Annotated in this window: 19 protein-coding genes; 10 read left to right on the forward strand and 9 right to left on the reverse strand. The window is 39.1% G+C overall.

The window, feature by feature from the left end; all coding sequences use genetic code 11:
• Positions 1-82: 82 nt before the first annotated feature.
• The gene (locus IAE19_RS08125; RefSeq protein WP_227612213.1) at positions 83-670 is read left to right on the forward strand and encodes an arylesterase; all 588 of its coding nucleotides are present in this window, start codon (positions 83-85) and stop codon (positions 668-670) included.
• Between the two features lie 34 nt (positions 671-704).
• On the opposite strand, the gene IAE19_RS08130 is transcribed toward IAE19_RS08125, so the two are convergent.
• Entirely contained in the window at positions 705-1,319 is a 615-nt protein-coding gene (locus IAE19_RS08130; protein ID WP_200460437.1) for a carbonic anhydrase, read from the reverse strand.
• A 322-nt stretch (positions 1,320-1,641) separates the two neighbouring features.
• On the opposite strand from IAE19_RS08130, the gene IAE19_RS08135 reads away from it, so the two are divergent.
• Together IAE19_RS08135 and IAE19_RS08140 are read left to right on the forward strand one after the other, a co-directional pair.
• Positions 1,642-2,676 carry an alpha/beta fold hydrolase gene (locus IAE19_RS08135; RefSeq protein WP_200460438.1) on the forward strand — a complete coding sequence of 345 codons (1,035 nt, stop codon included), beginning with the start codon at positions 1,642-1,644 and terminating at the stop codon, positions 2,674-2,676.
• A 70-nt stretch (positions 2,677-2,746) separates the two neighbouring features.
• Positions 2,747-3,742 (forward strand): hypothetical protein, encoded by a 996-nt coding sequence (locus IAE19_RS08140; RefSeq protein WP_200460439.1) that lies wholly within the window; start codon positions 2,747-2,749, stop codon positions 3,740-3,742.
• Between the two features lie 47 nt (positions 3,743-3,789).
• Here IAE19_RS08140 and IAE19_RS08145 read toward each other — a convergent pair whose 3' ends face one another.
• The 3 genes from IAE19_RS08145 to nfuA all read right to left on the reverse strand — a co-directional run bounded on the left by IAE19_RS08145 (position 3,790) and on the right by nfuA (position 9,227).
• Positions 3,790-5,991 carry a TonB-dependent siderophore receptor gene (locus IAE19_RS08145; protein ID WP_413784516.1) on the reverse strand — a complete coding sequence of 734 codons (2,202 nt, stop codon included), beginning with the start codon at positions 5,989-5,991 and terminating at the stop codon, positions 3,790-3,792.
• A 204-nt stretch (positions 5,992-6,195) separates the two neighbouring features.
• Complete coding sequence (locus IAE19_RS08150; RefSeq protein WP_200460441.1) at positions 6,196-8,400, reverse strand: TonB-dependent siderophore receptor; 2,205 nt, start codon at positions 8,398-8,400, stop codon at positions 6,196-6,198.
• 188 nt (positions 8,401-8,588) lie between these two features.
• Positions 8,589-9,227 (reverse strand): Fe-S biogenesis protein NfuA, encoded by a 639-nt coding sequence (gene nfuA, locus IAE19_RS08155; protein ID WP_200460442.1) that lies wholly within the window; start codon positions 9,225-9,227, stop codon positions 8,589-8,591.
• Positions 9,228-9,386: 159 nt separating this feature from the next.
• Between nfuA and IAE19_RS08160 the strand changes: the two genes are divergently transcribed.
• From IAE19_RS08160 to IAE19_RS08170, 3 genes are all read left to right on the forward strand, one after another.
• Complete coding sequence (locus IAE19_RS08160) at positions 9,387-10,004, forward strand: rhomboid family intramembrane serine protease (RefSeq protein WP_200460443.1); 618 nt, start codon at positions 9,387-9,389, stop codon at positions 10,002-10,004.
• Positions 10,005-10,258: 254 nt separating this feature from the next.
• Positions 10,259-11,791: a hypothetical protein gene (locus tag IAE19_RS08165; protein ID WP_200460444.1), complete on the forward strand. Its 1,533-nt coding sequence runs from the start codon at positions 10,259-10,261 to the stop codon at positions 11,789-11,791.
• A 143-nt stretch (positions 11,792-11,934) separates the two neighbouring features.
• Positions 11,935-12,303 (forward strand): DUF1090 family protein, encoded by a 369-nt coding sequence (locus IAE19_RS08170; protein WP_200460445.1) that lies wholly within the window; start codon positions 11,935-11,937, stop codon positions 12,301-12,303.
• A 36-nt stretch (positions 12,304-12,339) separates the two neighbouring features.
• On the opposite strand, the gene IAE19_RS08175 is transcribed toward IAE19_RS08170, so the two are convergent.
• Together IAE19_RS08175 and IAE19_RS08180 are read right to left on the reverse strand one after the other, a co-directional pair.
• Complete coding sequence (locus tag IAE19_RS08175; protein WP_200460446.1) at positions 12,340-13,683, reverse strand: D-serine ammonia-lyase; 1,344 nt, start codon at positions 13,681-13,683, stop codon at positions 12,340-12,342.
• A gap of 132 nt (positions 13,684-13,815) precedes the next feature.
• Positions 13,816-15,447 carry an inorganic phosphate transporter gene (locus tag IAE19_RS08180; RefSeq protein WP_200460447.1) on the reverse strand — a complete coding sequence of 544 codons (1,632 nt, stop codon included), beginning with the start codon at positions 15,445-15,447 and terminating at the stop codon, positions 13,816-13,818.
• A 436-nt stretch (positions 15,448-15,883) separates the two neighbouring features.
• On the opposite strand from IAE19_RS08180, the gene metH reads away from it, so the two are divergent.
• Complete coding sequence (metH, locus tag IAE19_RS08185) at positions 15,884-19,570, forward strand: methionine synthase (RefSeq protein WP_200460448.1); 3,687 nt, start codon at positions 15,884-15,886, stop codon at positions 19,568-19,570.
• Positions 19,571-19,969: 399 nt separating this feature from the next.
• Entirely contained in the window at positions 19,970-20,737 is a 768-nt protein-coding gene (locus IAE19_RS08190) for an META and DUF4377 domain-containing protein (RefSeq protein WP_200460449.1), read from the forward strand.
• Positions 20,738-20,809: 72 nt separating this feature from the next.
• Here IAE19_RS08190 and gdhA read toward each other — a convergent pair whose 3' ends face one another.
• Positions 20,810-22,195, reverse strand: a complete 1,386-nt coding sequence (gdhA, locus tag IAE19_RS08195; protein ID WP_320159414.1) for an NADP-specific glutamate dehydrogenase — start codon at positions 22,193-22,195, stop codon at positions 20,810-20,812.
• 288 nt (positions 22,196-22,483) lie between these two features.
• Here gdhA and IAE19_RS08200 point away from each other — a divergent pair, with 288 nt between their 5' ends.
• Positions 22,484-23,278 carry an RnfABCDGE type electron transport complex subunit B gene (locus IAE19_RS08200; RefSeq protein WP_200460451.1) on the forward strand — a complete coding sequence of 265 codons (795 nt, stop codon included), beginning with the start codon at positions 22,484-22,486 and terminating at the stop codon, positions 23,276-23,278.
• Positions 23,279-23,962 (forward strand): endonuclease III, encoded by a 684-nt coding sequence (gene nth / locus IAE19_RS08205; protein WP_200460452.1) that lies wholly within the window; start codon positions 23,279-23,281, stop codon positions 23,960-23,962.
• A 17-nt stretch (positions 23,963-23,979) separates the two neighbouring features.
• On the opposite strand, the gene IAE19_RS08210 is transcribed toward nth, so the two are convergent.
• A complete protein-coding gene (locus IAE19_RS08210) occupies positions 23,980-24,153 on the reverse strand; it encodes a hypothetical protein (RefSeq protein ID WP_200460453.1) in 174 nt (57 codons plus the stop codon).
• Positions 24,154-24,222: 69 nt separating this feature from the next.
• On the reverse strand, positions 24,223-24,882 hold the full coding sequence (gene adk, locus IAE19_RS08215; RefSeq protein WP_200460454.1) for an adenylate kinase: 660 nt from the start codon (positions 24,880-24,882) through the stop codon (positions 24,223-24,225).
• Between the last annotated feature and the right edge of the window lie 26 nt (positions 24,883-24,908).

The raw sequence follows: 24,908 nt of genomic DNA on the forward strand, positions 1-24,908 counted from the left end.
ATCCTGTCTGATTCAATGATCGGTCATTTTTACTATGCAAATTTTAAAACAGCTGTTCAAACCCAAATCTGTAAAATGCTACATGGTCGCTCTGCTGACACTGACACCTTTTGCAGTTTCTGCCAAAACCATTCTGATCATGGGAGATAGCTTAAGTGCAGGTTATGGAATTAACCCTGAACAAGGTTGGGTTCAGTTACTACAAAAACGTCTAGACCAACAGTATCCGAAACAGCATAAAGTGGTCAATGCAAGTGTGAGTGGTGAAACCACCAGCGGTGCTCTGGCTCGAATGCCAAAATTACTACAAAGTTATAAACCTGACGTGGTCGTTATAGAGTTAGGTGGTAATGATGCCTTACGAGGTCAACCGCCTCAAATGATTCAAAAAAATCTGGGAAAATTAGTACAACAAAGTCAGCAAGCCAAAGCTAAAGTAGTCTTATTTGGTATGAAAATTCCGCCTAACTACGGTACAGCTTATAGTCAAGCCTTTGAAAACAACTATAAAGTCGTTAGTCAGCAGTATAAGGTCAAATTACTGCCATTTTTCATGCAAGGTATCGCTGGTCATAAAAATCTGATGCAAAATGATCAGATTCATCCGAATGCTAAAGCGCAAACTATTTTACTGGACAATGCCTATCCCTATATTAAAGGCGCGTTATAACGCGCCTTTCACTCAATTTGCCTTTACCAAAACATTAAAAATCAAAAAAAGTGACTTCGCCTGTTTCTAGAGAATACTCAGCACCGACTACAATCATTTTACCTTTGGCAATCAGGCTTTCAAGCACAGCTGAACCATGACGTAACTGATTGACGGAAGCAAACACGTTTGAACGAACGGCATGCATACACAACTTCGCATGATCATGTTTTAAATCGGTTTGCAGCAAAATTTCTACTGAAGGACGTACCCGATTCACAATTGACATCAAATTATCAGATGGCGGATGATCTGGATTCATTAAGGTATCCACTGTGGCTTGAATCGCCCCACAATGACTATGACCCAAGACGACGACAACTGCGCAATCATAACGTTCAGCTGCAAATTCAACACTTCCCACTTGCGAAGGTGCAACAATATTCCCTGCAACACGGATGACAAATAAATCACCCAATCCTTGATCAAACACAATTTCAGCGGGTACGCGTGAATCAGAACACCCTAAAATGATGGCAAACGGATTTTGGTCTTGAGACATTTCGGTACGTTCTTGATGTGATAATAATTTACGATGAGTAACTTCACCTGTCGCAAATCTTTTATTACCAGCTTTAAGACGTTCAAGCGCTTCCTGAGCAGTGATCATTTGTTTTGCCATCAAATAATGAATTCAAAATAGTGTAATAAGCTAGACTGTGAAAGTCACTGACAAAAACTAAACTATGACAATCTTTCTGAGTTTTGATATTTTTTTAATCAATTTATGATAATTATTTGTTGTCTATAAATTTATTTACATTTTATTTTCCCAATAATACGACCTATTTAACATTTTTTGAGTCTGGACCAATGACCAAATTGACTATAATTCTTCTATATTTTTTTTAGCAGCAAATGACGACTATTTTGTCTTTATTTCATAATACAAAGACTCAAAAAGCGTCAGCAACTTTCAAGGATGAAGTTTAATGACTTTCCGCGTTCCTCAAATCACTTTTTCGTACATATTGGCATTTGCTTTTTGTATATGTATAGGATTTTTGGGAGGAACTTTGAACGTCGCTCAAGCCGCAGAATGTCATTTTAATTTACATGACGAATTGCAACAGCAACGTAACTGGGCTGGCTTAAAAACCAAAACCCTTAAAGTAGATGATGTTACCTGGGTTTATAGCGAAGGTGGCGCAAGCAATAAGCCGACTATTTTACTTATTCATGGTTTGGCGGGAAGTCGTGATAACTGGAACTCTATTGCTAGAGCATTAACTCCCTATTACCACGTGATTATTCCTGATCTTCCTATGGCAGGCGATACTATCGTTCCAAAAGACTTTGATTTATCCGTACCCAATGTAACAGAGAAACTGCGACGCTTTACTGAAGCCGCGCATTTATCCAACCAGATTAATATTGTCGGGCATTCTGTGGGTGGCGCCATTGCCATGCTCTATGCATCACAATATGCCTTCGATACACAAAGTTTGTTTCTAATCAGCAGTGCTGGTGTCTATCATTCTGCCAACACCATTTATTTAAAAGATCCAAATTATCTCAAACAGTTAATTGTTTCCAAAGAAGGCGATTTAAATTATGTGCTGAGTCAGGTCATGTATCATCCGCCTTTTTTGTCCAATGATTACAAACATGCCATGGAACAGAATTTAATCACACATGCACAGGAAACTGGTAAAATTGTTGATCAACTGGTTGCCTTGAAACGTCTCTATACGCCAGATACATTTTCTGTTTTAACCCGTTCTATTGGAGCCCCGACCCTAATTTTATGGGGTGCAGAGGATAAAATTGTGAATGTAGAAGCAGCAAGCGAATTAAAAAAAATGTTGAAACGTGCCGAACCCCCTATTATTTTAAATCATGTCGGTCATATGCCTATACTTGAAGCAGATCAATTGGTTATTCAATACTATCTGCCTTTTTTAGAAAAAACCCAACATCAAAAAAATCCCTTAATCGATCCGCTTGTGTCCCTAGGCACACATTAAAAGCTACACACTAAATTCACACATTAAAAAGCCAAACTTTAAAAAGTCAGGCACTCAATTCAGGGATCCTATGAACAACGCTATCATTGACCAATTAATAGAAGCCCAGCTTGATTTTTTAGATCTGGAATTTTCACAAAAAAAGAATATTCAGGCTGAATTTTCTTTTTTCTATCATTGGTTCAGAAAACAACAGTTGAAAGATTTGTGGTCATTTGAACAGATCTATCATTTAATTCAAACCCAAATTTTGGATAGTGCTGCCAGTCCCTTTTTAATTGAGCAAATCAGTGAACATATTCGTTTTGCACTGATTCACCCAAGCAATGATAATACGACGATTGAAGATATTATCCCTGTAGCAACAATTGACCATATTGCCCAATACGTTGCCAGCAAAAGCGAACATCGTAAGGCTCTCATTAAACGTATTACCAATAATCCTGCATTTTCTACCATGGTGACACAGCTTATCCAGCATTCTATTCAGGATTATCTGGATAATTCCCTCATGAGTAAAAAAGTTCCTGGTGTTGGCCGTTTTATGAAGATGGGAAAATCCGTGCTTGAGTCAGTCACCGACTCTAATTTGGATGATACCGTTGCCAATTATCTTCAAAAAAATATTATTAAACTTAGTCAACTAAGTGAAACGGTACTGAATCAACATTTTAATGATGAAAAACTGTATCAGTTTCAAGCCAGTTTGTGGCACAAAATCAAAAAACTACCTGTGAATGTGGTGCGTAATTATATCGAAGTAAATGACCTGCCCAAGACTGTTGGACTTGGTCACGAAATTTGGGAACACATTCGTCAGACCGATTATCTAAAACAGCAGGTACATGATGGTGTATATGCATGGTATGCACGCAATCAGGAACGTTCTTTTGATTTGCTATTACGCGACTTAAATATCAATGAAGAATTGATTCAGAATCAGCTGACTGAATTATTGACTCCCATTATTCAAGAATTGATTCAATCCAAGCATTTGCGTGAACGTGCACGACATTATCTGGAAAAGTTTTATTATTCTGAGCAGGTTAAGAATATTCTGAATTAAATTAAAAAAGCCGCTTATGCGGCTTTTTTAGATGGTCATGACAATGTTTAAAACTGGTATTTTAAACTTGCATAATATGCACGGCCAGGTTCATTGTAGGTTTGATTTACATCATTATCACGTAATAATTGTTCATCAAATAAGTTACTAATACCGATTCGTCCGCTGAATTGATCAGTAAACTTATATCCTGCATTAATCCCCGCGATCCCATAACTTTTCACGCTGGTTGTATTCATGGAAGTATTACGAGTCTCGGCAAACTGACGAGGTCTTTGACGGCCATATTGGGTATAAACAAAGTTCACATCAAATTGATCAGTAATATCGTAATTAAAGATCGAGTTAATTGTATAGTTTGGCACTACAGATAGTGGATTTCCTGTTGATTTATTTACAGAGTCCATCATATAGGTAAAATTATTTGTCCACGAAGCATTATCAAATTTTAAGGTGATACTTCCTTCGATCCCCTGAATAAGTGCTTTGGGAATATTTGTCCATTGCAATAAGTGATACGTCGTAGAACCAATAGTCGTAGTTCCAACAACCTCGTCACCTGAAGTAATTTTGTCCTCATAGTCATTTCTGAACCATGTTAAGCTGGCATTCACATCATCTTTTTCAAATTGGATACCGATTTCTTTATTCACTGAAGTTTCAGGTTTTAGATCTGCATTTCCAACTAAATAACAGCTTCCTGTTGCCGTTGCAGTCGTATCTGGACAGCCGTTTCCGCGAGTAAAGAGTAAATAACCTTCAGCATTCTGGTACATATTCGGAGCTTTATAAGCTTTAGCAATTCCCCCCTTCAAAGTAAAATAATCACCTAATCTTTGTGTAATATTTAAACTTGGACTCCAGTTAGATCCCGACTTACTATGATCATCAAAACGCACACCTAACACAAGATCTGTTGCATCGGTCAATTTAAAGTTATCTTCAATGTAGGCAGAAGCAATACGAGAACTCATATTAGAACGATCTGACGGTAAATTAATTATTCCTGAACTGTCAGTTTGAACCGTGCTGGATGGATCATTAAACTCATCTTCCACCCATTCTGCGCCCAAAGTTAAAACTTGAGGAACCATTACTTCCAGAGGAATATTGGTTTCGGCATTAAATCTGGTGGTTTCTAAAACAGAGGTTTTCTTGTCAAACGAATTTGGACTTCCTTCTGGTCCGCCTGCCAAAGATTCAGGAATCCGTTTATTTTTGGTTTTATCATATTGTGCAATTAATTTTGTATCGCCCCAGGACCATTTACCTTCATGAGTTAAGGCATAACTATCCCGATACATAGTATTAGTTTCTTTACCCAACAAACCTAAAACATATTCTGCATTTGCAAATCCATTGTTATTTTCTCCGCCAGCATCAAAGTTACTATTTTGAATATCACCTGTATATTCATTGCCCTGACGACCTAGCGAGGTATCCAACGTAAGACTTTGCTGGTCATTGATTTGCCATGCTAAACGTCCAGCAATATCTTTATTTTCAACACCTTCCCGACCCGCTGCACGTGTTCCACTTGCAGTTAATGGATTTATATCAGGTGCATCAGAATCTGTTTTCGCATAGTTACCGAATAAGCGATAAGATAAAACATCTTTAATAATTGGCCCACTTAAGTTAAAACTTTCGCGGTGCGTACTACCCTCTTTGGAATTTTCTGGCTGATTAGTATATACCTCAATAGATCCATGAACTTCATTGGTCACTTTTTTAGTTTTAATATTAACTACCCCCCCCATTGCCCCACTTCCATAACGGGCAGCAGCAGGTCCACGAATCACTTCTATTGATTCAATCGCATCAGCAGGAACCCAATTTGAATCGCCACGGGTGTCACGTTCACCACGCCATCCATAACGTACAGAGTTACGCGAATTTACTGGTTTTCCATCAATTAAAATCAGTGTATTTTCAGGTCCCATTCCCCGAATATCAATTTGCCGATTATTACCGCGCTGACCTGTTGCACTATTTCCAGTGAGATTGACCCCTGGCATTTTTCGAACATATTCAGAAATATCATTGACTACTGGGAGTCTATCCAAATCTTCTTCAGTAATAACGGATACACCTAAGGATTGTTTAATTTGCTCTTCGGCGGTCAATACAATTTTTTCTAATTTTGTTGCATCAGTTTGCTCGGCTTTTTCAGAGATATTTTGCTCTGTTTCTGCCATCGCCGCCATGCTCACCAATATTGATACTGTTAAAATTGAACGCCGAATCATTACCCACACCCCTCTCATAGATTCTTAAAAACTTAAATCAAGCTTAAAACTCGCAGGCATTCTAGCAAAAAAATTGTAAATTTCAATAAAAATGAGAACTATTATTATTAATAATTTAACTTTAAATGTTATTTATTAGAAAAATTTCACAATAAGTATCAATAAAAAAAGACGCATAACGCGTCTTTTTTCAAAAAAGTTAAATTAGAATGAATATTTCAAAGAGGCATAATAGGCACGACCTGGTTCATTATAGGTCTGACTATCTGAATTGCTGTCACGTAAAATTTGCTCATCAAAAATATTACTAATACCTACACGAGCAGAAATGGCTGGAGTGAACTTATACCCCATATTGATCCCTGCAACCCCATAGCTTTTGACTACTTCTGGATTGATACCGCCATTTAATTCAGAATTACTTTTTGCAAATTTTCTTGGTTCCTGACGACCATATTGGGTATAAATAAAATTAACATCCAATTGATCTGTAATGTCGTAATCGAAGATAGAGTTAATGGTGTATTGCGGAATGATGGACAACGGATTACCTGTAGATTTATCTTTAGAATCAATCATATAAGTAAAGTTATTTGTCCATGTAATATTACCATAATTTAAACTTATACTTCCTTCGAGACCTTGTACCAAAGCTTCAGGAACGTTTTGCCATTTCAATACGTTGTAAGTTGTATTCCCTACGGTAATCTGGCGAATGACATCTGTACCAGATGAAATTTTGTCTTTATAGTCATTTCTAAACCAAGTTAAACTCGCACTGACTTCATCTTTATCAAACTGAATTCCAAATTCTTTATTTACAGAAGTTTCAGGTTTAAGATTTTCATTTCCCTGTAAATAACAGTTACTTAAACGATTACCATTGGCTTGAATTGGACAACCATTACCACGTGTATTTAACAAATATCCTTCAGCATTTTGGAACATGTTTGGTGTTTTATAAGCTTTTGCAATTCCCCCTTTCAAGGTAAAGTAATCGCCTAGTTTTTGGGTAATATTTAACCCTGGACTCCAGTTACTCCCAGACTTGTCATGGTCATCAAAACGTACACTTAAAACAACATCGGTTTGATCTGTAACTTTAAGATTATCTTCAATGTAAGCTGAATAAGTACGTGAAGTCATCCGGGCACGGTTTCCTGAAGCTAGTTGCCCAGTTGAGTCAGCATTACGTGTTGATGCTGGATCATTAAATCGATCTTCCACCCATTCTGTCCCTAAGGTTAAATTTTGGGGTAAACCTATTTCCAAAGGAATATTAACCTCACCATTAAAGCGAGTTGTTTTGAGCTTTGAAGTCATTTTATCTGAAAGAGTATTAATTGAGCCTTCGCCACTTCCCGCTAACCCTTCAAGAAAACGCTTATTTTTGGTTTGATCATATTGTGCAAGAAGTTTAGATTTGCCCCAGTTCCAGTTTCCTTCATGAGTTAATGCATAGCTATCCCGATACATGGTATTCGTTTCACTACCGTAGAGTTGCGCTAAAATTGGATTGGCAGATGCATCACTGCTATATTGTGTATCACCTGCAAATATATTTCCTTGTCGTCCTACGGAGGTATCCAGCATCAAAAGCTGATTATCTGCCATCTGCCACGCTAACCGTCCAGAAATATCCTTATTTTTTACGCCTTCACGCCCCGCTGCGGTACTCTCAATTGAATTATTAATATCAATCGCATCCGCATCGGTTTTATTATAGTTACCATATAAACGGTATGACAAAATATCTTTAATAATTGGCCCGCTTACATTAAAACTTACCCGGCTTGAATCACCTTCTTTGTTATTTTCAGGCTGACTTGTATATGTTTCTATAGAACCATGCAGTTCATTGGTCACTTTCTTGGTAATAATATTGACTACACCACCTGCAGCACCAGAACCATAACGTGCGGCAGCTGGACCACGTAACACTTCAATTGATTCAATGGCATCAGCAGGCACCCAGTTGGAGTCTCCCCGTGTATCACGTTCGCCACCCCAGCCATAACGCACTGAATTACGTGAACTTACTGGTTTACCATCAATCAAAATAAGTGTATTTTCTGGACCCATTCCTCGAATATCGATTTGTCTATTATTCCCACGAACGCCAGAAGCACTATTGCCTGTCAAGTTTACACCAGGCATACGGCGCACATATTCAGAGATGTCATTTCTTACTGGATTTTTTTCTAAATCTTCCGCAGTAATAATAGATGCCCCTAAGGATTGTTTCACCTGTTCTTCTGCAGTTAAAACGATTTTTTCTAATTTTGTAGAATCTGTTTGTGTTGTGTTTTGTTCAGCATTTACAGTCTCTTCATCTGCTGCATGAACTGTGGAGAAAAGAGTTGCAGCAATTGCTGCTGAGAGTACGGTACGCAATATAGGTTGAGACATTTTCATCCCCTATTTTAAGAAATATTAAAAGAAGCTTAAAAAAACGATTGCATTGTAACAATTCACATATAAAAAACAATACTAATGATAATAATTATCATTATTTCTACATATTTTATTTAAAATTCCGATTTATAGGCAAAAAAAACCTCTAGCTAAACTAGAGGTCTTCAGTTCATATTTCGTGATTATTTGAAATAAGCACCTTCTGCCTGTGTATGGTCAGTTTGATCCACAACACGCTGCAACTCAGGAATATGCTGGCGTAAAGTCGTTTCCACCCCTTGTTTTAAAGTTACATCAATTGCTGAACAACCCTGACAACCACCCCCGAATTTGAGCACTGCTGTCAACCCTTTTTCAGGATCATCCTGTACTTCAACCAAAGCACAATTGCCCCCGTGGCCTGCCAAGCCAGGATTAATTTCAGACTGCAGTACATAGGTAATGCGCTCTTCAATTGATGCATCAGGTCCAACACGTGGCACTTTGGAATTCGGAGCACGAAAAGTCAATTGACCACCAAAACGGTCTTTGTTGTAGTCAATCACAGCATCTACTAAATAAGGAATAGATGGCTGATCGATGTAAGCAGGAAATGCGGCATAATCCTGTTTGTAGTCAGTCGGAACCACTTCGTCAGGTGCGCTATATGCCATACAACATTCAGCACGTGGAGTACCCGGATGTTCAACAAAAACACGAACGCCAATTCCCGGAGTATTTTGTTTGTCCAACAGATCACTTAAATACTCTTGTGCAGATGGAGTAATCAAAAGGTTTGGAATTTCTTCTGCAACCACAGTGTTGGTGTTCTCAGTCGACATAATCATCATCCTCAAGCTGAAGTGCTTATTTTAACTGAAGATGCGGGAGAATTAAAAAAAATCAACCAAAATTGTCGGATTTATTCACACTAAAATGTGTCTTCCCTTGTTTTTAATGGCATTATGGCAATTAAGTTTAATATTTTTATAAATTTTCCTATGTTTCATTTGCCTTTTAATCATACGATTACACTCATTGCAATTACTGTCATCATTTCCCTCCTTGCCTTTTCCAATCAGGCACTCATGAATCGTCTGATTTTCTGGCCCCCTGCTATGCAACGCGGTCAATATGATCGCTTCATTACCCATGGTTTTGTGCATGCAGACGGTACGCATTTACTATTTAACATGATTACCCTATTTTTCTTCGGCAGTGTCATTGAAAGTTTTTATCGCCAATATTTCTATGATCTAGGTTTTGTGCTGTTTTATTTAGGTGGTCTTATTTTTGCAATTTTGCCAAGTTATCTAAAACATAAAAATGATGCCAACTGGGCCAGTTTAGGTGCATCAGGTGCAGTCTCTGCGGTCCTGTTTGCCTATATTTTATTTGAGCCATGGAAATTAATTCTCGTATTTTTTATTCCTGTTCCTGCCATCATTTTTGCAATTTTATATGTTGGATATAGTATTTGGTCTGGTAAACGTGGCAATAGTAATATTAATCATAGTGCACATTTATGGGGCGCAGCCTATGGTGTCGTGATGACTATTATTTTGGAGCCACGACTAATTACACATTTCATAAATAAACTCACACATCTGCCTTTTTGATCGATGCCTCTACTAAATTAAGTCCTTCAGGGCTTTTTTTATACGTACGGTTTTATAAAGATTACGCTCTTTATTTGCTTTCATATCGTTGAGCATATTTTTAAAAAGCGTTTAGTTCTCAAATCTGTTTACGACTAAACACTAGATTTAACGCTTTCTTGCAATTTTGGTAGTTAATGCCACCCTGCAAAGCAAGTTGGCATAGATAATGTTTACATCTGTATATTAATGCCATTTAAAGTGAGTTTTTTTGCATGTCCAGTTCAATAGAAGGTTTACAATTTCCAGTCAATCCTGCTACTCAAAAGGCAAGTACCTCTCAGACTGGTAAAGCCATTATCTCTGAGGCATTGTCTTTGGTTGATAATCAAATCTCTCAACAGGCTGCAAAAGAAAAAGACTGGCGCAAAAACTACCCGATCTATTTTAAAGCGTTAGTTGAACAAGGCATTGCTAAAACAATCAATCCGATTACCATCGCCAAACAAGGCTTGCATAAAGCACACCATAGTTTTGAGTTTTATCGTAATGGCGAACAATATTTGCTTAAAGATGTGATTCAGGTACCCGATATTGCAGAATTAAATACCGTTATATTAAAAGGCGAAAGTCAGGAAAAGCCTGAGTGGTATGTCCCCTACCAAGGTAAAAAACTACAGGGACAAACATTGCTCGATCAAATTTCAAATTGGGAGCAGCGCGGTATCATTGAACCAAGCCATGCTCAAGCCCTAAAAGAAGTCAATGCTCATCCAGAATGGTTCGATTTATCAGATCGTACCATGGTGCTATTTGGTGCGGCATCTGAAGCTGGTCCACTAACATGGCTTGCAAAATGGAAAGCGAATATTGTTGCAGTTGACTTACCCAATGCCAAAGTCTGGGACAAGATATTAACCACCATTCAGCAGGGAAATGCCACTTTGATTGCTCCAAGTCTGGAGTCTGTAAATAATGCGACTCCGTCTTATGAACTTAAAGATAAGCTAGGAGCAAACCTGCTGACGCAATTACCTGAAATTGCCGAATGGCTGATTAAGTTTGAACAAAGTCTGGATCTCGCTGCTATTGCTTATCTGGATGGCGAAAAACATGTACGTGTGTCCATGGCCATGGACACCATCATGAGTCTGGTCAGCGAACGTAAGGCAAATACCAGTCTAATGTTTATGTGTACTCCTACTGATGTTTATGCGGTGCCTAAAGAAGTGGTTGTGGCAGCGCATCAAAAGTCATTACAGCGCTCCACACTACAAAAGTTACTGACCAAAGGAATTTCAACACTTTCATTAAAGCATTTCTTTAAAGCCAATCAACAAAGCCTGATTCGTTCAGATAATAGAAAAGAATATGGTATTGCAGATTGTCTAGTAATTGAACAAGGGCCAAATTATGCTTTGGCAAAACGCATTCAACAGTGGCGCGCAACTTTGGCGCGTTATCAAGGACAGCGCGTGAGCATCAATATCGCACCCTCAACCACCACCCATTCAGTCACCAAAAATCCGCTTTTAAAAGCAGCATTTAATGGTGCCGATTTATTTGATGTAGAAGCATTTAAACCTGAAACAACCAATGCAATTATGGCTGCACTGTGGGTACATGATTTAAGAAATAATAATTGCCTTGCTAACCCAGAAACTGAACTTGAACATCCGCTGGAGTTAATGATGGAGGGCGCAAATCATGGAGGATTATGGCGCGTGGCTTATTTGGCCAGAACTGCACTACCATTTGCTGCAATTTATGGCTTTATTAGCGATAAAAATCCATTGAGAAAAAGATAAATATAACCGTCTTAAATGCCAATATTTATGGGAGAAGACTTGATAGATTGAGCTCTGGGCATCAGGTGACTGATTTTTAAATAAATTCATCACCTGAGGATGTCCAAACTCTATCTATCTTTTTAACAATTTGGTTTCTCCTAATGAATAATGTCAAAAAAACTGTCGTTGTTTTGGCAACAGTTTTGGTATTTATCTCTTCAACGTATGCTGCACAAGATTGTGAAATTAAAAAACAGGAACTTACTTATCAACTTCACCATGCTGAAAAATATGCAAGCAATTATCGGGTTGAAGATTTAAAACGCGCAATAGAAAGTATCGATCGTTACTGTCACGACGATACTTCAGTACAAATTAGAATACAGGTAAAAATTAAACAGAAAATTAAGAAGTTAAAAACTGAACTTTCTGAAGCCCAGCAAAAGCAAGACACGAAAAAAATTGCAAAAACACAGCAAGAACTAAATAAAGCACTGTTCGAACTTGAACAAATTCAAAGCATCAATTAACAATTTAAAGCTCAATGAGACTCAATACAGTACACGTTAATTGAGTTCTTTCGTATTCTTAGCCTGTTGTAAGTATTTTTGCATTTCATCTTCTGGCACCATGCCCCCACCCGTTGCCCACACAACATGAGTGGCATTGGCTAATTGCAATGGGGTGAATTGATGCAATTGTTGATAGGATATTTGCGCGGCCGTATAGTATGCCCCGCCAAATCCCGCCGCAGCGGAAGGTTCGAGTCGAATTTGTTCGGATTGATCTAATTGTGAAATAAAATCGTAGAGACTTTGATCAGAGATAGTGTAGTACCCATCAATCAGGCCTTGCATAGCACGTCCCACAAAACCCGATGCTCGTCCGACTGCGAGGCCGTCTGCGGCAGTTAAATTATCCAGTCCAATATCATTGACACAGATCTGATCGTGTAAACCTGTATAAACGCCAAGTAACATACACGGCGAATGCGTTGGTTCAGCGAAGATACAGTGGACATGTTCACCGAAAGCATGCTTAAGTCCAAAGCTGACACCACCTGGTCCACCACCGACACCGCAAGGTAGATATACAAATAATGGATGCTCTGCATCCACTGCTTGATGGTTCTCGATCAATTGGTGTTTAAGTCTCAAACCTGCGACGGCATATCCTAAAAATAAAGTTTTGGAATTTTCATCATCAATAAAAAAACAGTTGGGATCGGTCTGTGCCAATTTACGCCCCTGCTCAACAGCAACTCCGTAATCACTGGCATATTCGACCACATTGACACCTAAAGACCGTAGCTTATCTTTTTTCCATTGTCCGGCATCCGCAGACATATGTACTGAAACTCTAAACCCTAGTTTAGCACTCATGATACCAATCGAAAGTCCTAGATTGCCTGTTGAACCGACTGCGATCTGATACTTCTGAAAAAACGTTCTGAATTCATCTGAATCAAATTTTCGATAATTTTCTTCTACAGATATTAAGCCAGCATTTAAAGCTAATGTTTCAGCATGAGCAAGCACCTCATATATTCCACCCCGCGCTTTGATCGAACCTGAAATTGGTAAATGACTATCTTTTTTCAACCACCATTGACCTTGTAAAGGAATATTCCACTGTAGTGAAAGTTGTTGCTGTATGCGTGGAATATGTACCAACTCAGACTCAATCATACCCTGCTGATTTTGCGTTTCTGGCAAAACCTGAGCAATAAATGGCGCGAAACGTTGTAATCTACGTTCTGCATCTTCAATATCGGAACGCGCTAAACCTACGGCCTGTAAGCCTTGCTGTAATGAGTTGGTTTCAGATGGAAACCAAAAAACCGGCTGGTACTGTTGTAATATTTGAATCAATGGATCTTGTTGTAATTGAGCTAAATTTAAAGCAGTCATTATGATCAATATCAAAGTAGTTTTCAGCTACAAAATATCAAACATCGTAGAAAATAAAAGGTTTATTTGTAAAAAATTCAGATAAGAAAAAGGCCACTCTCGTGACCTTTTGTTCGCTATATGAAGATTTAATTAGCCAACAAACTGCAAGAACAACCAATATAAACCACCCGATAAACAGATAGTTGCAGGTAAAGTAAATACCCAAGCCGATAAAATCGTTTTGATCGTATTAAAATTTAAACCCGATTTATTGGCAACCATTGTCCCTGCAACCGCACTGTTTAATACATGCGTAGTTGAAACAGGCATCCCCAATCCATCAGCCGCTGCAATGGTACTCATTGCAACCAATTCAGCAGACATACCTTGTCCATAAGTCATGTGATGCTTACCAATACGCTCACCGACTGTGACCACAATACGCTTCCAACCGACCATTGTTCCCAAACCTAAAGCCAGCGCAACTGCAACTTTGACCCACGTTGGAATATATTGCAGGAAAGAATCCAGACTATCACGATATTGTTTAACCACTTTTTGCTGATCTGATGACATAGCAGGTAATGCTTCTGCCTTGTCCAAACGCTTAAAAGTTGTAGTACTTAAGTACATATCATTACGAATATTACCAATCGCATCTTCAGGAATATCTTTTAGACTGCCATAACTACCCACACGTTGACCCAAATGTTCAGTCAAACTAGCTAATGCAGGAACCACGTCAGGCGTTTGCTGTTTGGTCTGAATATATTTAGTCAAAATAATACGCGCTTTTTCATCTTCCACATCAGTATGCTGGGCATAAAGCACGGTTGAAGTCTGTCCAGACAATTGTTCAAAGGTTTGTAATTGCTGCGCGTCCAAACTCTTATTCAATGAATAAGCCATTGGAACCAAACCAATCAACACCAACATGATGAGCCCCATACCTTTTTGGCCATCATTAGAACCGTGGGCAAAACTTACGCCTGTACAGGTGAAAATTAAAATGGCACGAATCAACGGTGGTGGTGGTTTATTACCTTCTGGTGGTTGGAAAAGTTCAAGTTGGCGCTTAAATACTTTTTTTACTAATAGGAATAGAACAGCAGCAAAGGCAAAACCAATCAATGGAGAAAAGAGTAAAGCTTTACCTACTTTAATTACCTGATCCATATCAATGCCGCTGGTACTACCCGTTGCAGCATTAATCAGATGATTCATGATTCCCACACCTAAAATCGAACCGATTAAAGTATGTGAACTCGAAGCAGGAATTCCTAAAAACCAAGTTCCCAAATTCCAGATAATCGCGGCAATCAACAAGGCGAAAACCATGGCAAACCCAGCACCGCTGCTGACGTTCATGATCAGTTCAACAGGTAAGAGCGCAATAATTCCGTAGGCCACTGCACCACTTGCCACCATAACACCAAGAAAATTACAGAAACCCGCCCACATGACCGCAACAGGCGCAGGCAGTGCATTGGTATAAATGACCGTCGCCACAGCATTTGCCGTGTCATGAAACCCATTCACAAACTCAAAGCCCAATGCAATGAAAAGTGCAGTTGCCAGTAAGATCATGGAATATAAACTTAAAGCAGGCACATGTGCCAAATCTGCATTCACCTGAACTGCGATGTAAATCAGAGTTGCAATAATAACCGTAAAAAACACCGGCATAAAAAACTTCGGTGTAGGTACATGTACATTCGTCGATTGAACATGTCCAGCTTCGACATGATTTGAATCCGAAACGGGAGGAAGATTTGAATTCATGTAGACGGTTCGAGGGGATCGTTAAAATCCCCATATTCTTAAATTAAATTATGACAATTATATGACAAATAGGGGTCTAATGAAGTCATTTTTTAGACATTTGACTTCATGAATGGCCATTTTTAGGGTTATTATATGCCAAATTTATTGATTAAATTAATAAAATACAACAACTTGAGTCAAAAAAATAATTATGACATTCAAGTGTAGTATTTTGAAGCAATTATTCTGAAATATGACAGAGTTTCATCTTTCAGCGTACTTTTTTATCGATGTCTTATTCTGAAACATGAATATTGCATTTTGATGAAATCGTCACCCTCTTCATCCTAAATTGTATGAATCCCTTTGGGTCATTTCATTGATCAATCAAACCCACCTATTGCTAGGGATTCTGTTACAATAATGCGCCTTTTAAACTTCGTCTGGGGTTCTTATGTCCACGCTTGCCACCCTGAAATCACTTCTCGCCCAACGTATCTTGATTATTGATGGTGCAATGGGAACCATGATTCAACGCCATAAATTAGAAGAAGAAGATTATCGTGGTGAACGCTTTGCTGATTGGGCTTCTGACCTAAAAGGTAATAACGACTTACTGGTTTTAACACAGCCCCAGATTATTCAAGGTATTCATGAAGCGTATCTGGATGCAGGTGCAGACATTATTGAAACCAATAGCTTTAACGGCACACGTGTTTCCATGTCAGATTATCACATGGAAGACCTTGTTCCAGAGATTAACCGTGAAGCTGCGCGTTTAGCCAAGCAAGCTTGTCAAAAATATTCGACACCTGATAAGCCTCGTTTTGTTGCTGGTGTACTTGGCCCTACCTCTCGGACCTGTTCTATTTCACCTAATGTGAACGATCCAGCATTTCGTAATATTACTTTTGATGAACTAAAAGAAAACTATGTTGAAGCAACGCATGCGCTGATTGAAGGCGGTGCAGATATCCTTTTGATCGAAACCGTGTTTGATACTTTAAACTGTAAAGCTGCAATCTTTGCAGTCAAAGAAGTATTCAAGCAAATTGGACGAGAGCTCCCGTTGATGATTTCGGGCACGATCACTGATGCATCGGGTCGTACTTTAACTGGTCAAACTGCGGAAGCGTTTTGGAATTCAGTGCGTCACGGCGATCTACTTTCCATTGGGTTTAACTGTGCTTTGGGCGCAGATGCAATGCGCCCACACGTGAAAACGATTTCTGATGTTGCTGATACTTTTGTTTCAGCGCACCCGAATGCTGGCTTACCAAATGCTTTTGGTGAATATGATGAAACTCCTGAGCAAACCGCGGCATTTTTAAAAGAGTTTGCCGAAAGTGGTTTAATCAATATTACAGGCGGTTGCTGTGGTACAACACCTGATCATATTCGTGCGATTTATAACGCAGTAAAAGACATCAAGCCACGCCAAATCCCTGAGGCTAAACCCGCTTGCCGTTTAAGTGGTTTAGAACCATTTAATATTTATGATGATTCACTTTTTGTAAATGTTGGCGAACGCACTAACGTGACGGGTTCAAAAAAGTTCCTGCGTTTAATTCGTGAAGAAAATTTTAGTGAAGCCTTAGACGTTGCACAGCAACAGGTTGAAGCAGGCGCGCAAATCATCGACATCAACATGGATGAGGGCATGCTCGATTCGCAAAATGCGATGGTACACTTCCTGAATCTTGTCGCGTCTGAACCGGATATCTCTCGTGTGCCAATCATGATTGACTCTTCAAAATGGGAAATCATTGAGGCAGGCTTGAAGTGTGTACAAGGCAAACCTGTTGTTAACTCGATTTCCCTAAAAGAAGGGTATGACGAATTTGTTGAAAAAGCACGTTTGTGTCGCCAGTATGGGGCTGCAATTATTGTCATGGCTTTTGATGAAGTTGGTCAGGCAGATACAGCTGCACGTAAACGTGAAATTTGTAAACGTTCTTATGACATTTTGGTCAATGAAGTAGGCTACCCTGCTGAAGACATTATTTTTGACCCGAACGTATTTGCAGTCGCAACGGGAATCGAAGAACACAACAATTATGCTGTGGACTTTATTGAAGCCACAGGCTGGATCAAACAAAACTTGCCTCATGCCATGATTTCTGGCGGTGTCTCTAACGTTTCCTTCTCCTTCCGTGGCAATGAACCTGTCCGTGAAGCAATTCACTCGGTATTTCTCTACCATGCCATTAAACAAGGCATGACCATGGGAATCGTCAATGCAGGTCAAATGGCGATTTATGATGATATTCCCAAAGAACTCAAAGAAGCCGTTGAAGATGTGGTTTTAAATCAGAACCAAGGTGAATCTGGTCAAAACGCTACAGAAAAATTGCTTGAAGTAGCGGAGAAATTCCGTGGTCACAGTGGTGCACAGCGTGAAGCTGAAAATCTGGAATGGCGAAATGAGTCAGTTGAAAAACGCCTTGAATACGCGCTTGTGAAAGGGATCACTACGTATATTGATGAAGATACCGAAGAAGCCCGTTTAAAAGCCAAACGTCCACTGGATGTTATTGAAGGTGCATTGATGGATGGTATGAACGTGGTCGGTGACCTGTTCGGCTCAGGTAAAATGTTCTTGCCGCAAGTGGTGAAATCTGCACGTGTGATGAAGCAAGCTGTGGCTTGGTTAAACCCCTACATCGAAGCTGAAAAAACAGGTAGCCAATCTAAAGGTAAAGTGTTGATGGCGACCGTAAAAGGCGATGTACACGATATTGGTAAAAATATCGTCGGCGTGGTTTTAGGCTGTAATGGCTACGATATTGTTGATCTTGGAGTGATGGTACCTGCGGAAAAAATTCTGCAAACTGCCATTGATGAAAAATGTGACATCATTGGTTTGTCTGGTTTGATCACCCCATCTTTGGATGAAATGGTCTTTGTTGCCAAAGAAATGCAACGAAAAGGTTTCAATATCCCTTTATTGATTGGTGGTGCAACCACATCGAAAGCACATACCGCAGTGAAGATTGATCCACAATATCAAAATGATGCCGTGATTTATGTTGCCGATGCTTCGCGTGCGGTCGGTGTTGCAACTACCCTGCTCTCGAAAGAAATGCGTGGTAATTTTATTGCAGAACATAGAGCAGAATATGCCAAAATTCGTGAACGCTTAGCCAACAAGCAACCGAAAGCAGCTAAACTCAGTTATGCTGAATCGATTGCAAATGGTTTCAAAGTTGATGAAAACTACGTGCCACCAAAACCCAATGCGTTAGGTACACACGTTATTAAAAATTATCCGCTTGAAACTTTAGTGCCATATTTTGACTGGACACCTTTCTTTATTTCTTGGAGTTTGGCAGGTAAGTTCCCTAAAATTTTGAAAGATGAAGTAGTGGGTGAAGCAGCCACTGATTTATACAATCAAGCACAAGCCATGCTTAAAGACATTATTGAGAATCATCGTTTTGATGCACGTGCGGTGTTTGGTTTATATCCAGCTCAACGTACGGGTGCAGATAGCGTCAGCGTTTTTGATGAAAATGGTCAAAATGTCACGCATACGTTTGAGCATGTTCGTCAGCAATCTGACAAAGTCACAGGTAAGCCAAATCTATCTTTAGCCGACTTCATTAGCCCATCAAAAGACAATACCGATTATCTGGGTGGTTTCACTGTCTCAATTTTCGGTGCAGAAGAATTGGCGAATGACTATAAAGCCAAAGGTGATGATTACTCTGCGATCTTGGTTCAATCTCTAGCTGATCGTTTTGCTGAAGCTTTTGCTGAACATTTGCATGAACGTATTCGTAAGGAGTTCTGGGGTTACAAAGCCGATGAGACTTTAGATAACGACGCTTTAATCAAAGAGAAATATGTCGGTATTCGTCCTGCGCCGGGTTATCCTGCTTGTCCAGAACATTCTGAGAAAGCCGTGTTATTTGACTGGTTGGGTTCTGAAGCGAAGATAGGGACCAAGTTGACTGAGCACTTTGCCATGATGCCCCCTTCTTCTGTGAGTGGCTTCTACTATTCGCATCCAGACAGTGAATACTTTAACGTTGGCAAAATTTCTCAGGATCAGCTTGAAGATTATGCAAAACGTAAAGGTTGGACACTGGATGAAGCAAAACGTTGGTTGGCGCCGAATTTAGATGATTCAATTGCATAAAGCTAAACAAGGGATCCTCTTAAAATTTAATCTTTCTCAGTAAGAGTTGGATGATTTAACCAAGTAACATTTAAGGACGAAGTTCTGTATTTTACAGAGCTTCGTCCTTCTCATTATCTTGATCACGTGTGTCAATTTGCTGGATTCTATACATGCAGAATGCCAGAGTTCTAATAGTTATGAAGGTAAGAATTACTATAAAAAACTGAATTAAAGTCATTTATAAATTTACAAGCCTTTAGAAGATAACCATTTTTTAGAAAATTTATAATTTTTTTAAGATGACGTCATTGTTGCAAAATAAATACAATATGAAACTGAAAGCCTGCATTGTTCTTGTTTTATTTTTCTAATAATCTATTAATATACAGTCTGTTAAAGCAATAATTGTACTATTAAATGAAAATCAGATATTTAATCCTTGCTCTTTTACCTTTTTCCATTGTGGCATGCCAATCTGTTCAACAGACTTCAGCTCCAGCCGTAATTCATGCAGAAAAACAAATGAATGCAAACAAAATTTTGAGCGCTTATACATGGTCATATCAGCCAGATGGTACACCTCGCCCAATTCAATTAAATTTTTCTGAAAATCGTTTAAGTATTATTACGGGCTGTAATAATCAGGGCGGCTCATGGAAAATCGAAAACAATCAATTAATTACATCTTCTTTAGTTTCAACTATGAAAGCTTGTGAACCTGCTCTCATGAAGAATGAACGATTCGCAAGCGGTCTTTTAAGCGATCAAAAAAATAAATTTGAATTAAATACTTCCTCTATTGAGCAACCCACCCTGACTATTACCGCATCGAATGGTCAACAATATGAATTTAAAGGAACTATGACTCCTGAAACTAAGTATCAGTCTCAGGGTGAAATTATTTTTCTGGAAATCGCTCCAGACACCAAACAATGCACTGGCGTAGCGCCACAAACCTGCTTACAGGTTCGTGAAATTAAATATGATGGTAAAGGCATCAAAACTCAGGTCGATAAAGACTGGACTTTATTTTATGATCAAATCGAAGGCTATCAGCATCGTGATGATCAACGTGTAATTATTCGGGTAAAACGTTATGAACGTAAAAACCCTGCGGCTGATCAGTCAAAATATGCTTATGTGCACGACATGACTGTTGAACAGGAAATGGTTAAAAAACCATAACCTCAAAATATGAATAAAAAAACCGATGCATTAAGCATCGGTTTTTTTATATGCATTTACAAATTTGTAGATTTAAAACACACCCTGTGCCAACATGGCATCAGCGACTTTTACAAAACCTGCAATATTGGCACCATCTACATAATTCACAGAACCATCGTCTTTGGTTCCATACTTCACGCAGTTCGCGTGAATATCTTTCATAATGGCATGTAAGCGCTCATCAACTTCTGCATGAGACCACGCTAGACGAATTGCATTCTGTGACATTTCAAGACCAGAAGTAGCTACCCCACCCGCATTTGACGCTTTACCCGGCGCATATAAAATTTTAGCCTCAATAAATTTCTCAACTGCGCCCAATGTCGATGGCATATTTGCACCTTCAGCAACACAGATCACTCCATTTTTAATCAAAACTTCAGCATCTTGCGCCGTCAATTCATTTTGAGTAGCACATGGCAAAGCAATATCGACAGGAATATGCCATGGCGTTTTCCCTTCGAAATATTCAAAACCATGTTTAGATGCGAACTCAGAAATACGGCCACGCTTTTTATTTTTAAGTTCCATAATTTCAACTAAAAGCTCATCGGTAAACCCATTTTTTAGATAAACCGTGCCGTTGGAATCAGATAATGTCACGACTTTTGCACCAAGAAACATCGCTTTTTCAGCAGCAAACTGGGCAACATTTCCTGAACCTGAGATTGCAACTGTTTTATCCTGAAAATGTGTTCCGTGCGTTTTTAACATTTCTTCTGCAAAATAAACCGTACCGTAACCTGTAGCCTCAGGACGCATTAAGCTGCCGCCAAAAGAAATTCCCTTACCAGTAAATACAGATGAAGTATTATTACTGAGTTTTTTCATCATACCTGCCATGTAGCCGACTTCACGCCCACCTACCCCAATATCACCGGCGGGAATATCTGTATCTGGTCCTAAATGACGAGAAAGTTCAATCATTAATGCCTGGCAAAAACGCATGATTTCGCCTTCAGACTTTCCTTTAGGATCAAAATCTGAACCACCTTTACCGCCACCCATAGGCAAGGTCGTCAATGCATTTTTAAAGGTCTGTTCAAAACCTAAAAATTTGAGAATAGATAAATTAACAGAAGGATGAAAACGCATCCCGCCTTTAAATGGTCCAATTGCAGAATTATATTGCACCCGAAAAGCACGATTAACTTGCGTTTGACCTTGATCATCGACCCACGATACACGAAATTGAATTGCGCGCTCAGGTTCGACCAAACGTTCCAGCAAACCATACTCTGCATATTCAGGATGCTTTTCAATAAAGGGCCACAAGCTCATCATGACTTCTTCAACGGCTTGTAGAAATTCTGGTTGATGCGGATCCCGTGCTTTCACGGCGTTTAGGAAGTCGTTAAGGCTAGTATATTTCAACGCTTCGTCCTCAGTTGTAAAATGATTCAATATTGTGCAAATTTCTCAAAGAATGATAAATTTTAGAGCAACTGATTAAATAATGTTTGGCACCCAAGCACAATCATTATTTATATTTTTTTATTTTTATTTATAATTCATACAATTAGTTTAAACACTTTATTTATTAGCTATATCACTTTTGTTTAATCATGCGCTATTTTAACGCATTTATAGAACCATAATAGATCAATATCTTAAGGCTTTTTTCATGCTAAAATAGCACGCTGGTCTGTGTATCATTTATTTTCACTGCTACTTCTTTAATCTTTTCTTCAGTTTGCCAAACCCATGAATGCTGCTATTACGCTAATCCGCGAAATTGATGCTCTATTACCCCAAACCCAATGCGGTTTATGTGGACATCGTGATGGATGTTTACCTTATGCAAAATCGATTGTTGAAGGTGAAGATGCCAATAAATGTGTTCCGGGTGGTCAGCCCGTTGCAGATGCACTTGCAACATTGTTACAGCGGCCTTTTTTGCAAGCTGAGGCAAGTGTTTGGCCCATTCAAGAGGATGGCCGTCCACAACGAATGAAAGCCATTATTCGTGAAGATGAGTGTATTGGTTGTACCAAATGTATTAATGCCTGCCCTGTTGATGCCATCATCGGAAGCGGAAAACTTATGCATAGTGTTCTAAGCGACTTATGTACGGGCTGTGAACTGTGTATTCCTCCTTGTCCTGTAGATTGTATTGATCTCATTGAAGACCCACAGCCGCTTTTAACACCCCTTCAAAAGCAACAGGAACAAAGTGATTTAAGACAACGTTATTACGCTCATATTCAACGTGAAGAATTACGTCGCGTTCATCGTAAAGGACCTGTTGTTCGTGCTGAGATTGACACTGAGTTATTCGCCCAGTTTTCAAATGCGCTTGAAGAAATACCAGTTATTCAGCGTCTTGAAGGTAAGACCAAAATAACAAATTCGATAGATGCCAAAACCACGATCGAATTGGCTAAAATCCGGACACAGATCAAAAAACTAGAAAAACAGCTAAATGTTCGGCCAGATCCTACAAAACAGCAGCAACTTGATCAATTACAGCAACGTTTAGGCGAAATTCAGGAGCTTTAAATGCCAGTGAAGAATATGACCAAAAAACAGATTCAAACGTTTTTTGAACGTCTACGTGCTCAGCGACCTCATCCACAAACTGAACTTAATTATTCTTCACCATTTGAACTATTGATTGCCGTGATGCTTTCCGCACAAGCCACAGATGTGAGTGTCAATAAAGCGACAGATAAACTTTATCCTGTGGCTCATACACCCGCACAAATTTATGCGCTTGGCGTGGATGGGCTGAAAGAATATATTAAAACTATTGGTTTATATAACGCCAAAGCAGAAAATGTCATCAAGACTTGTCAAATTTTACTGGAAAAGTATCAAGGTGAAGTTCCGAGTACCCGACCTGAACTTGAAGCATTACCAGGTGTAGGACGCAAAACAGCAAATGTGGTATTAAATACTGCGTTTGGTCAGCCCACTATGGCCGTCGACACCCATATTTTTCGCGTAGGGAATCGTACAGGTTTGGCAGTTGGAAAAAATGTATTGGAAGTGGAACACCGTCTAATTAAAGTCATTCCTAAAGAATTTATCGTGGATGCACATCATTGGTTAATTTTACATGGTCGTTACTGCTGTGTGGCACGTAAACCCAAATGCGGTGAATGTGTAGTATCAGATGTGTGTAATTGGCCTGAGCGTTTTGAGTTTGGGGCACATAAAGGTGCGCTACCTATTCAATCATAAAACTCTTTTAATCTGATTTAATCGGACTTCTTTTCAGAAGATTTAACAGGATCTTTATGTATTGATTTATTTTGTATTTTTTCCTGTGCTTCCTGCTGTTGTACGCGACGTAGCATTTTATAACTAATATAAAGTAAATAGCCAAGCCCAGCTAAACTTAGAATCACCAAAACAACTAAAGCGATCTTCAAAATAATCGACCTTGAAAAACAAAAAGAGCCCTATCATAACAGAGCTCTTTTAAAACAAAATAATGCGGCTTATTTAGTTTGATCTAAAATTGCAAATAAATCTTTTTGCACATCTTCGATTTTACGTAAACCGTCTAGTTTGTCATACGTCGGTGCATTTTCACCAGACGCTGCACGTCCTTGATAGAAACCTACGAGTTGCTCAGTTTCAGTATGATAAGATCCTAAACGTTTACGAATCGTTTCTTCCTGATCATCAGGACGTTGTACCAGTTCTTCACCTGTTACATCATCCTTACCTTCGACTTTTGGTGGATTGTATTCAATATGATAAACACGACCAGAAGCAGGGTGTTGGCGGCGCCCTGAAAGACGTTTAATGATTTCTTCGTCTGGTACAGCAATCTCAATCACGTGATCAATTGAAATACCTTCTTTCTCCAAAGCTTCTGCTTGTGGAATAGTACGCGGGAAACCATCAAAAATGCAGCCATTAACACAATCAGGTTGTGCAATGCGTTCTTTTACCAAGCCAATAATCAGCTCATCTGATACCAAACCACCAGATTCCATTACGCTTTTAGCTTTAAGGCCGAGTTCAGTACCTTCACGAATTGCAGCACGGAGCATATCACCGGTTGAAATTTGTGGGATATCGTAGCGCTTACAGATCAACTGAGCCTGAGTACCTTTACCTGCTCCAGGTGGTCCGAGTAAAATAATGCGCATAACAAAAAATCCTCATTAAGAACAAT

It is taken from the genome of Acinetobacter sp. S40 (genome assembly GCF_016624705.1).
GTDB lineage: Bacteria > Pseudomonadota > Gammaproteobacteria > Pseudomonadales > Moraxellaceae > Acinetobacter.

Coding starts and splice junctions, on each gene's coding strand:
- IAE19_RS08125 (WP_227612213.1), top strand. CDS start 83: ATGGTCGCTCTGCTGACACTGACACCTTTTGCAGTTTCTGCCAAAACC.
- IAE19_RS08130 (WP_200460437.1), bottom strand. CDS start 1,319: ATGATCACTGCTCAGGAAGCGCTTGAACGTCTTAAAGCTGGTAATAAA.
- IAE19_RS08135 (WP_200460438.1), top strand. CDS start 1,642: ATGACTTTCCGCGTTCCTCAAATCACTTTTTCGTACATATTGGCATTT.
- IAE19_RS08140 (WP_200460439.1), top strand. CDS start 2,747: ATGAACAACGCTATCATTGACCAATTAATAGAAGCCCAGCTTGATTTT.
- IAE19_RS08145 (WP_413784516.1), bottom strand. CDS start 5,991: ATGATTCGGCGTTCAATTTTAACAGTATCAATATTGGTGAGCATGGCG.
- IAE19_RS08150 (WP_200460441.1), bottom strand. CDS start 8,400: ATGTCTCAACCTATATTGCGTACCGTACTCTCAGCAGCAATTGCTGCA.
- nfuA (WP_200460442.1), bottom strand. CDS start 9,227: ATGTCGACTGAGAACACCAACACTGTGGTTGCAGAAGAAATTCCAAAC.
- IAE19_RS08160 (WP_200460443.1), top strand. CDS start 9,387: ATGTTTCATTTGCCTTTTAATCATACGATTACACTCATTGCAATTACT.
- IAE19_RS08165 (WP_200460444.1), top strand. CDS start 10,259: ATGTCCAGTTCAATAGAAGGTTTACAATTTCCAGTCAATCCTGCTACT.
- IAE19_RS08170 (WP_200460445.1), top strand. CDS start 11,935: ATGAATAATGTCAAAAAAACTGTCGTTGTTTTGGCAACAGTTTTGGTA.
- IAE19_RS08175 (WP_200460446.1), bottom strand. CDS start 13,683: ATGACTGCTTTAAATTTAGCTCAATTACAACAAGATCCATTGATTCAA.
- IAE19_RS08180 (WP_200460447.1), bottom strand. CDS start 15,447: ATGAATTCAAATCTTCCTCCCGTTTCGGATTCAAATCATGTCGAAGCT.
- metH (WP_200460448.1), top strand. CDS start 15,884: ATGTCCACGCTTGCCACCCTGAAATCACTTCTCGCCCAACGTATCTTG.
- IAE19_RS08190 (WP_200460449.1), top strand. CDS start 19,970: ATGAAAATCAGATATTTAATCCTTGCTCTTTTACCTTTTTCCATTGTG.
- IAE19_RS08200 (WP_200460451.1), top strand. CDS start 22,484: ATGAATGCTGCTATTACGCTAATCCGCGAAATTGATGCTCTATTACCC.
- nth (WP_200460452.1), top strand. CDS start 23,279: ATGCCAGTGAAGAATATGACCAAAAAACAGATTCAAACGTTTTTTGAA.
- adk (WP_200460454.1), bottom strand. CDS start 24,882: ATGCGCATTATTTTACTCGGACCACCTGGAGCAGGTAAAGGTACTCAG.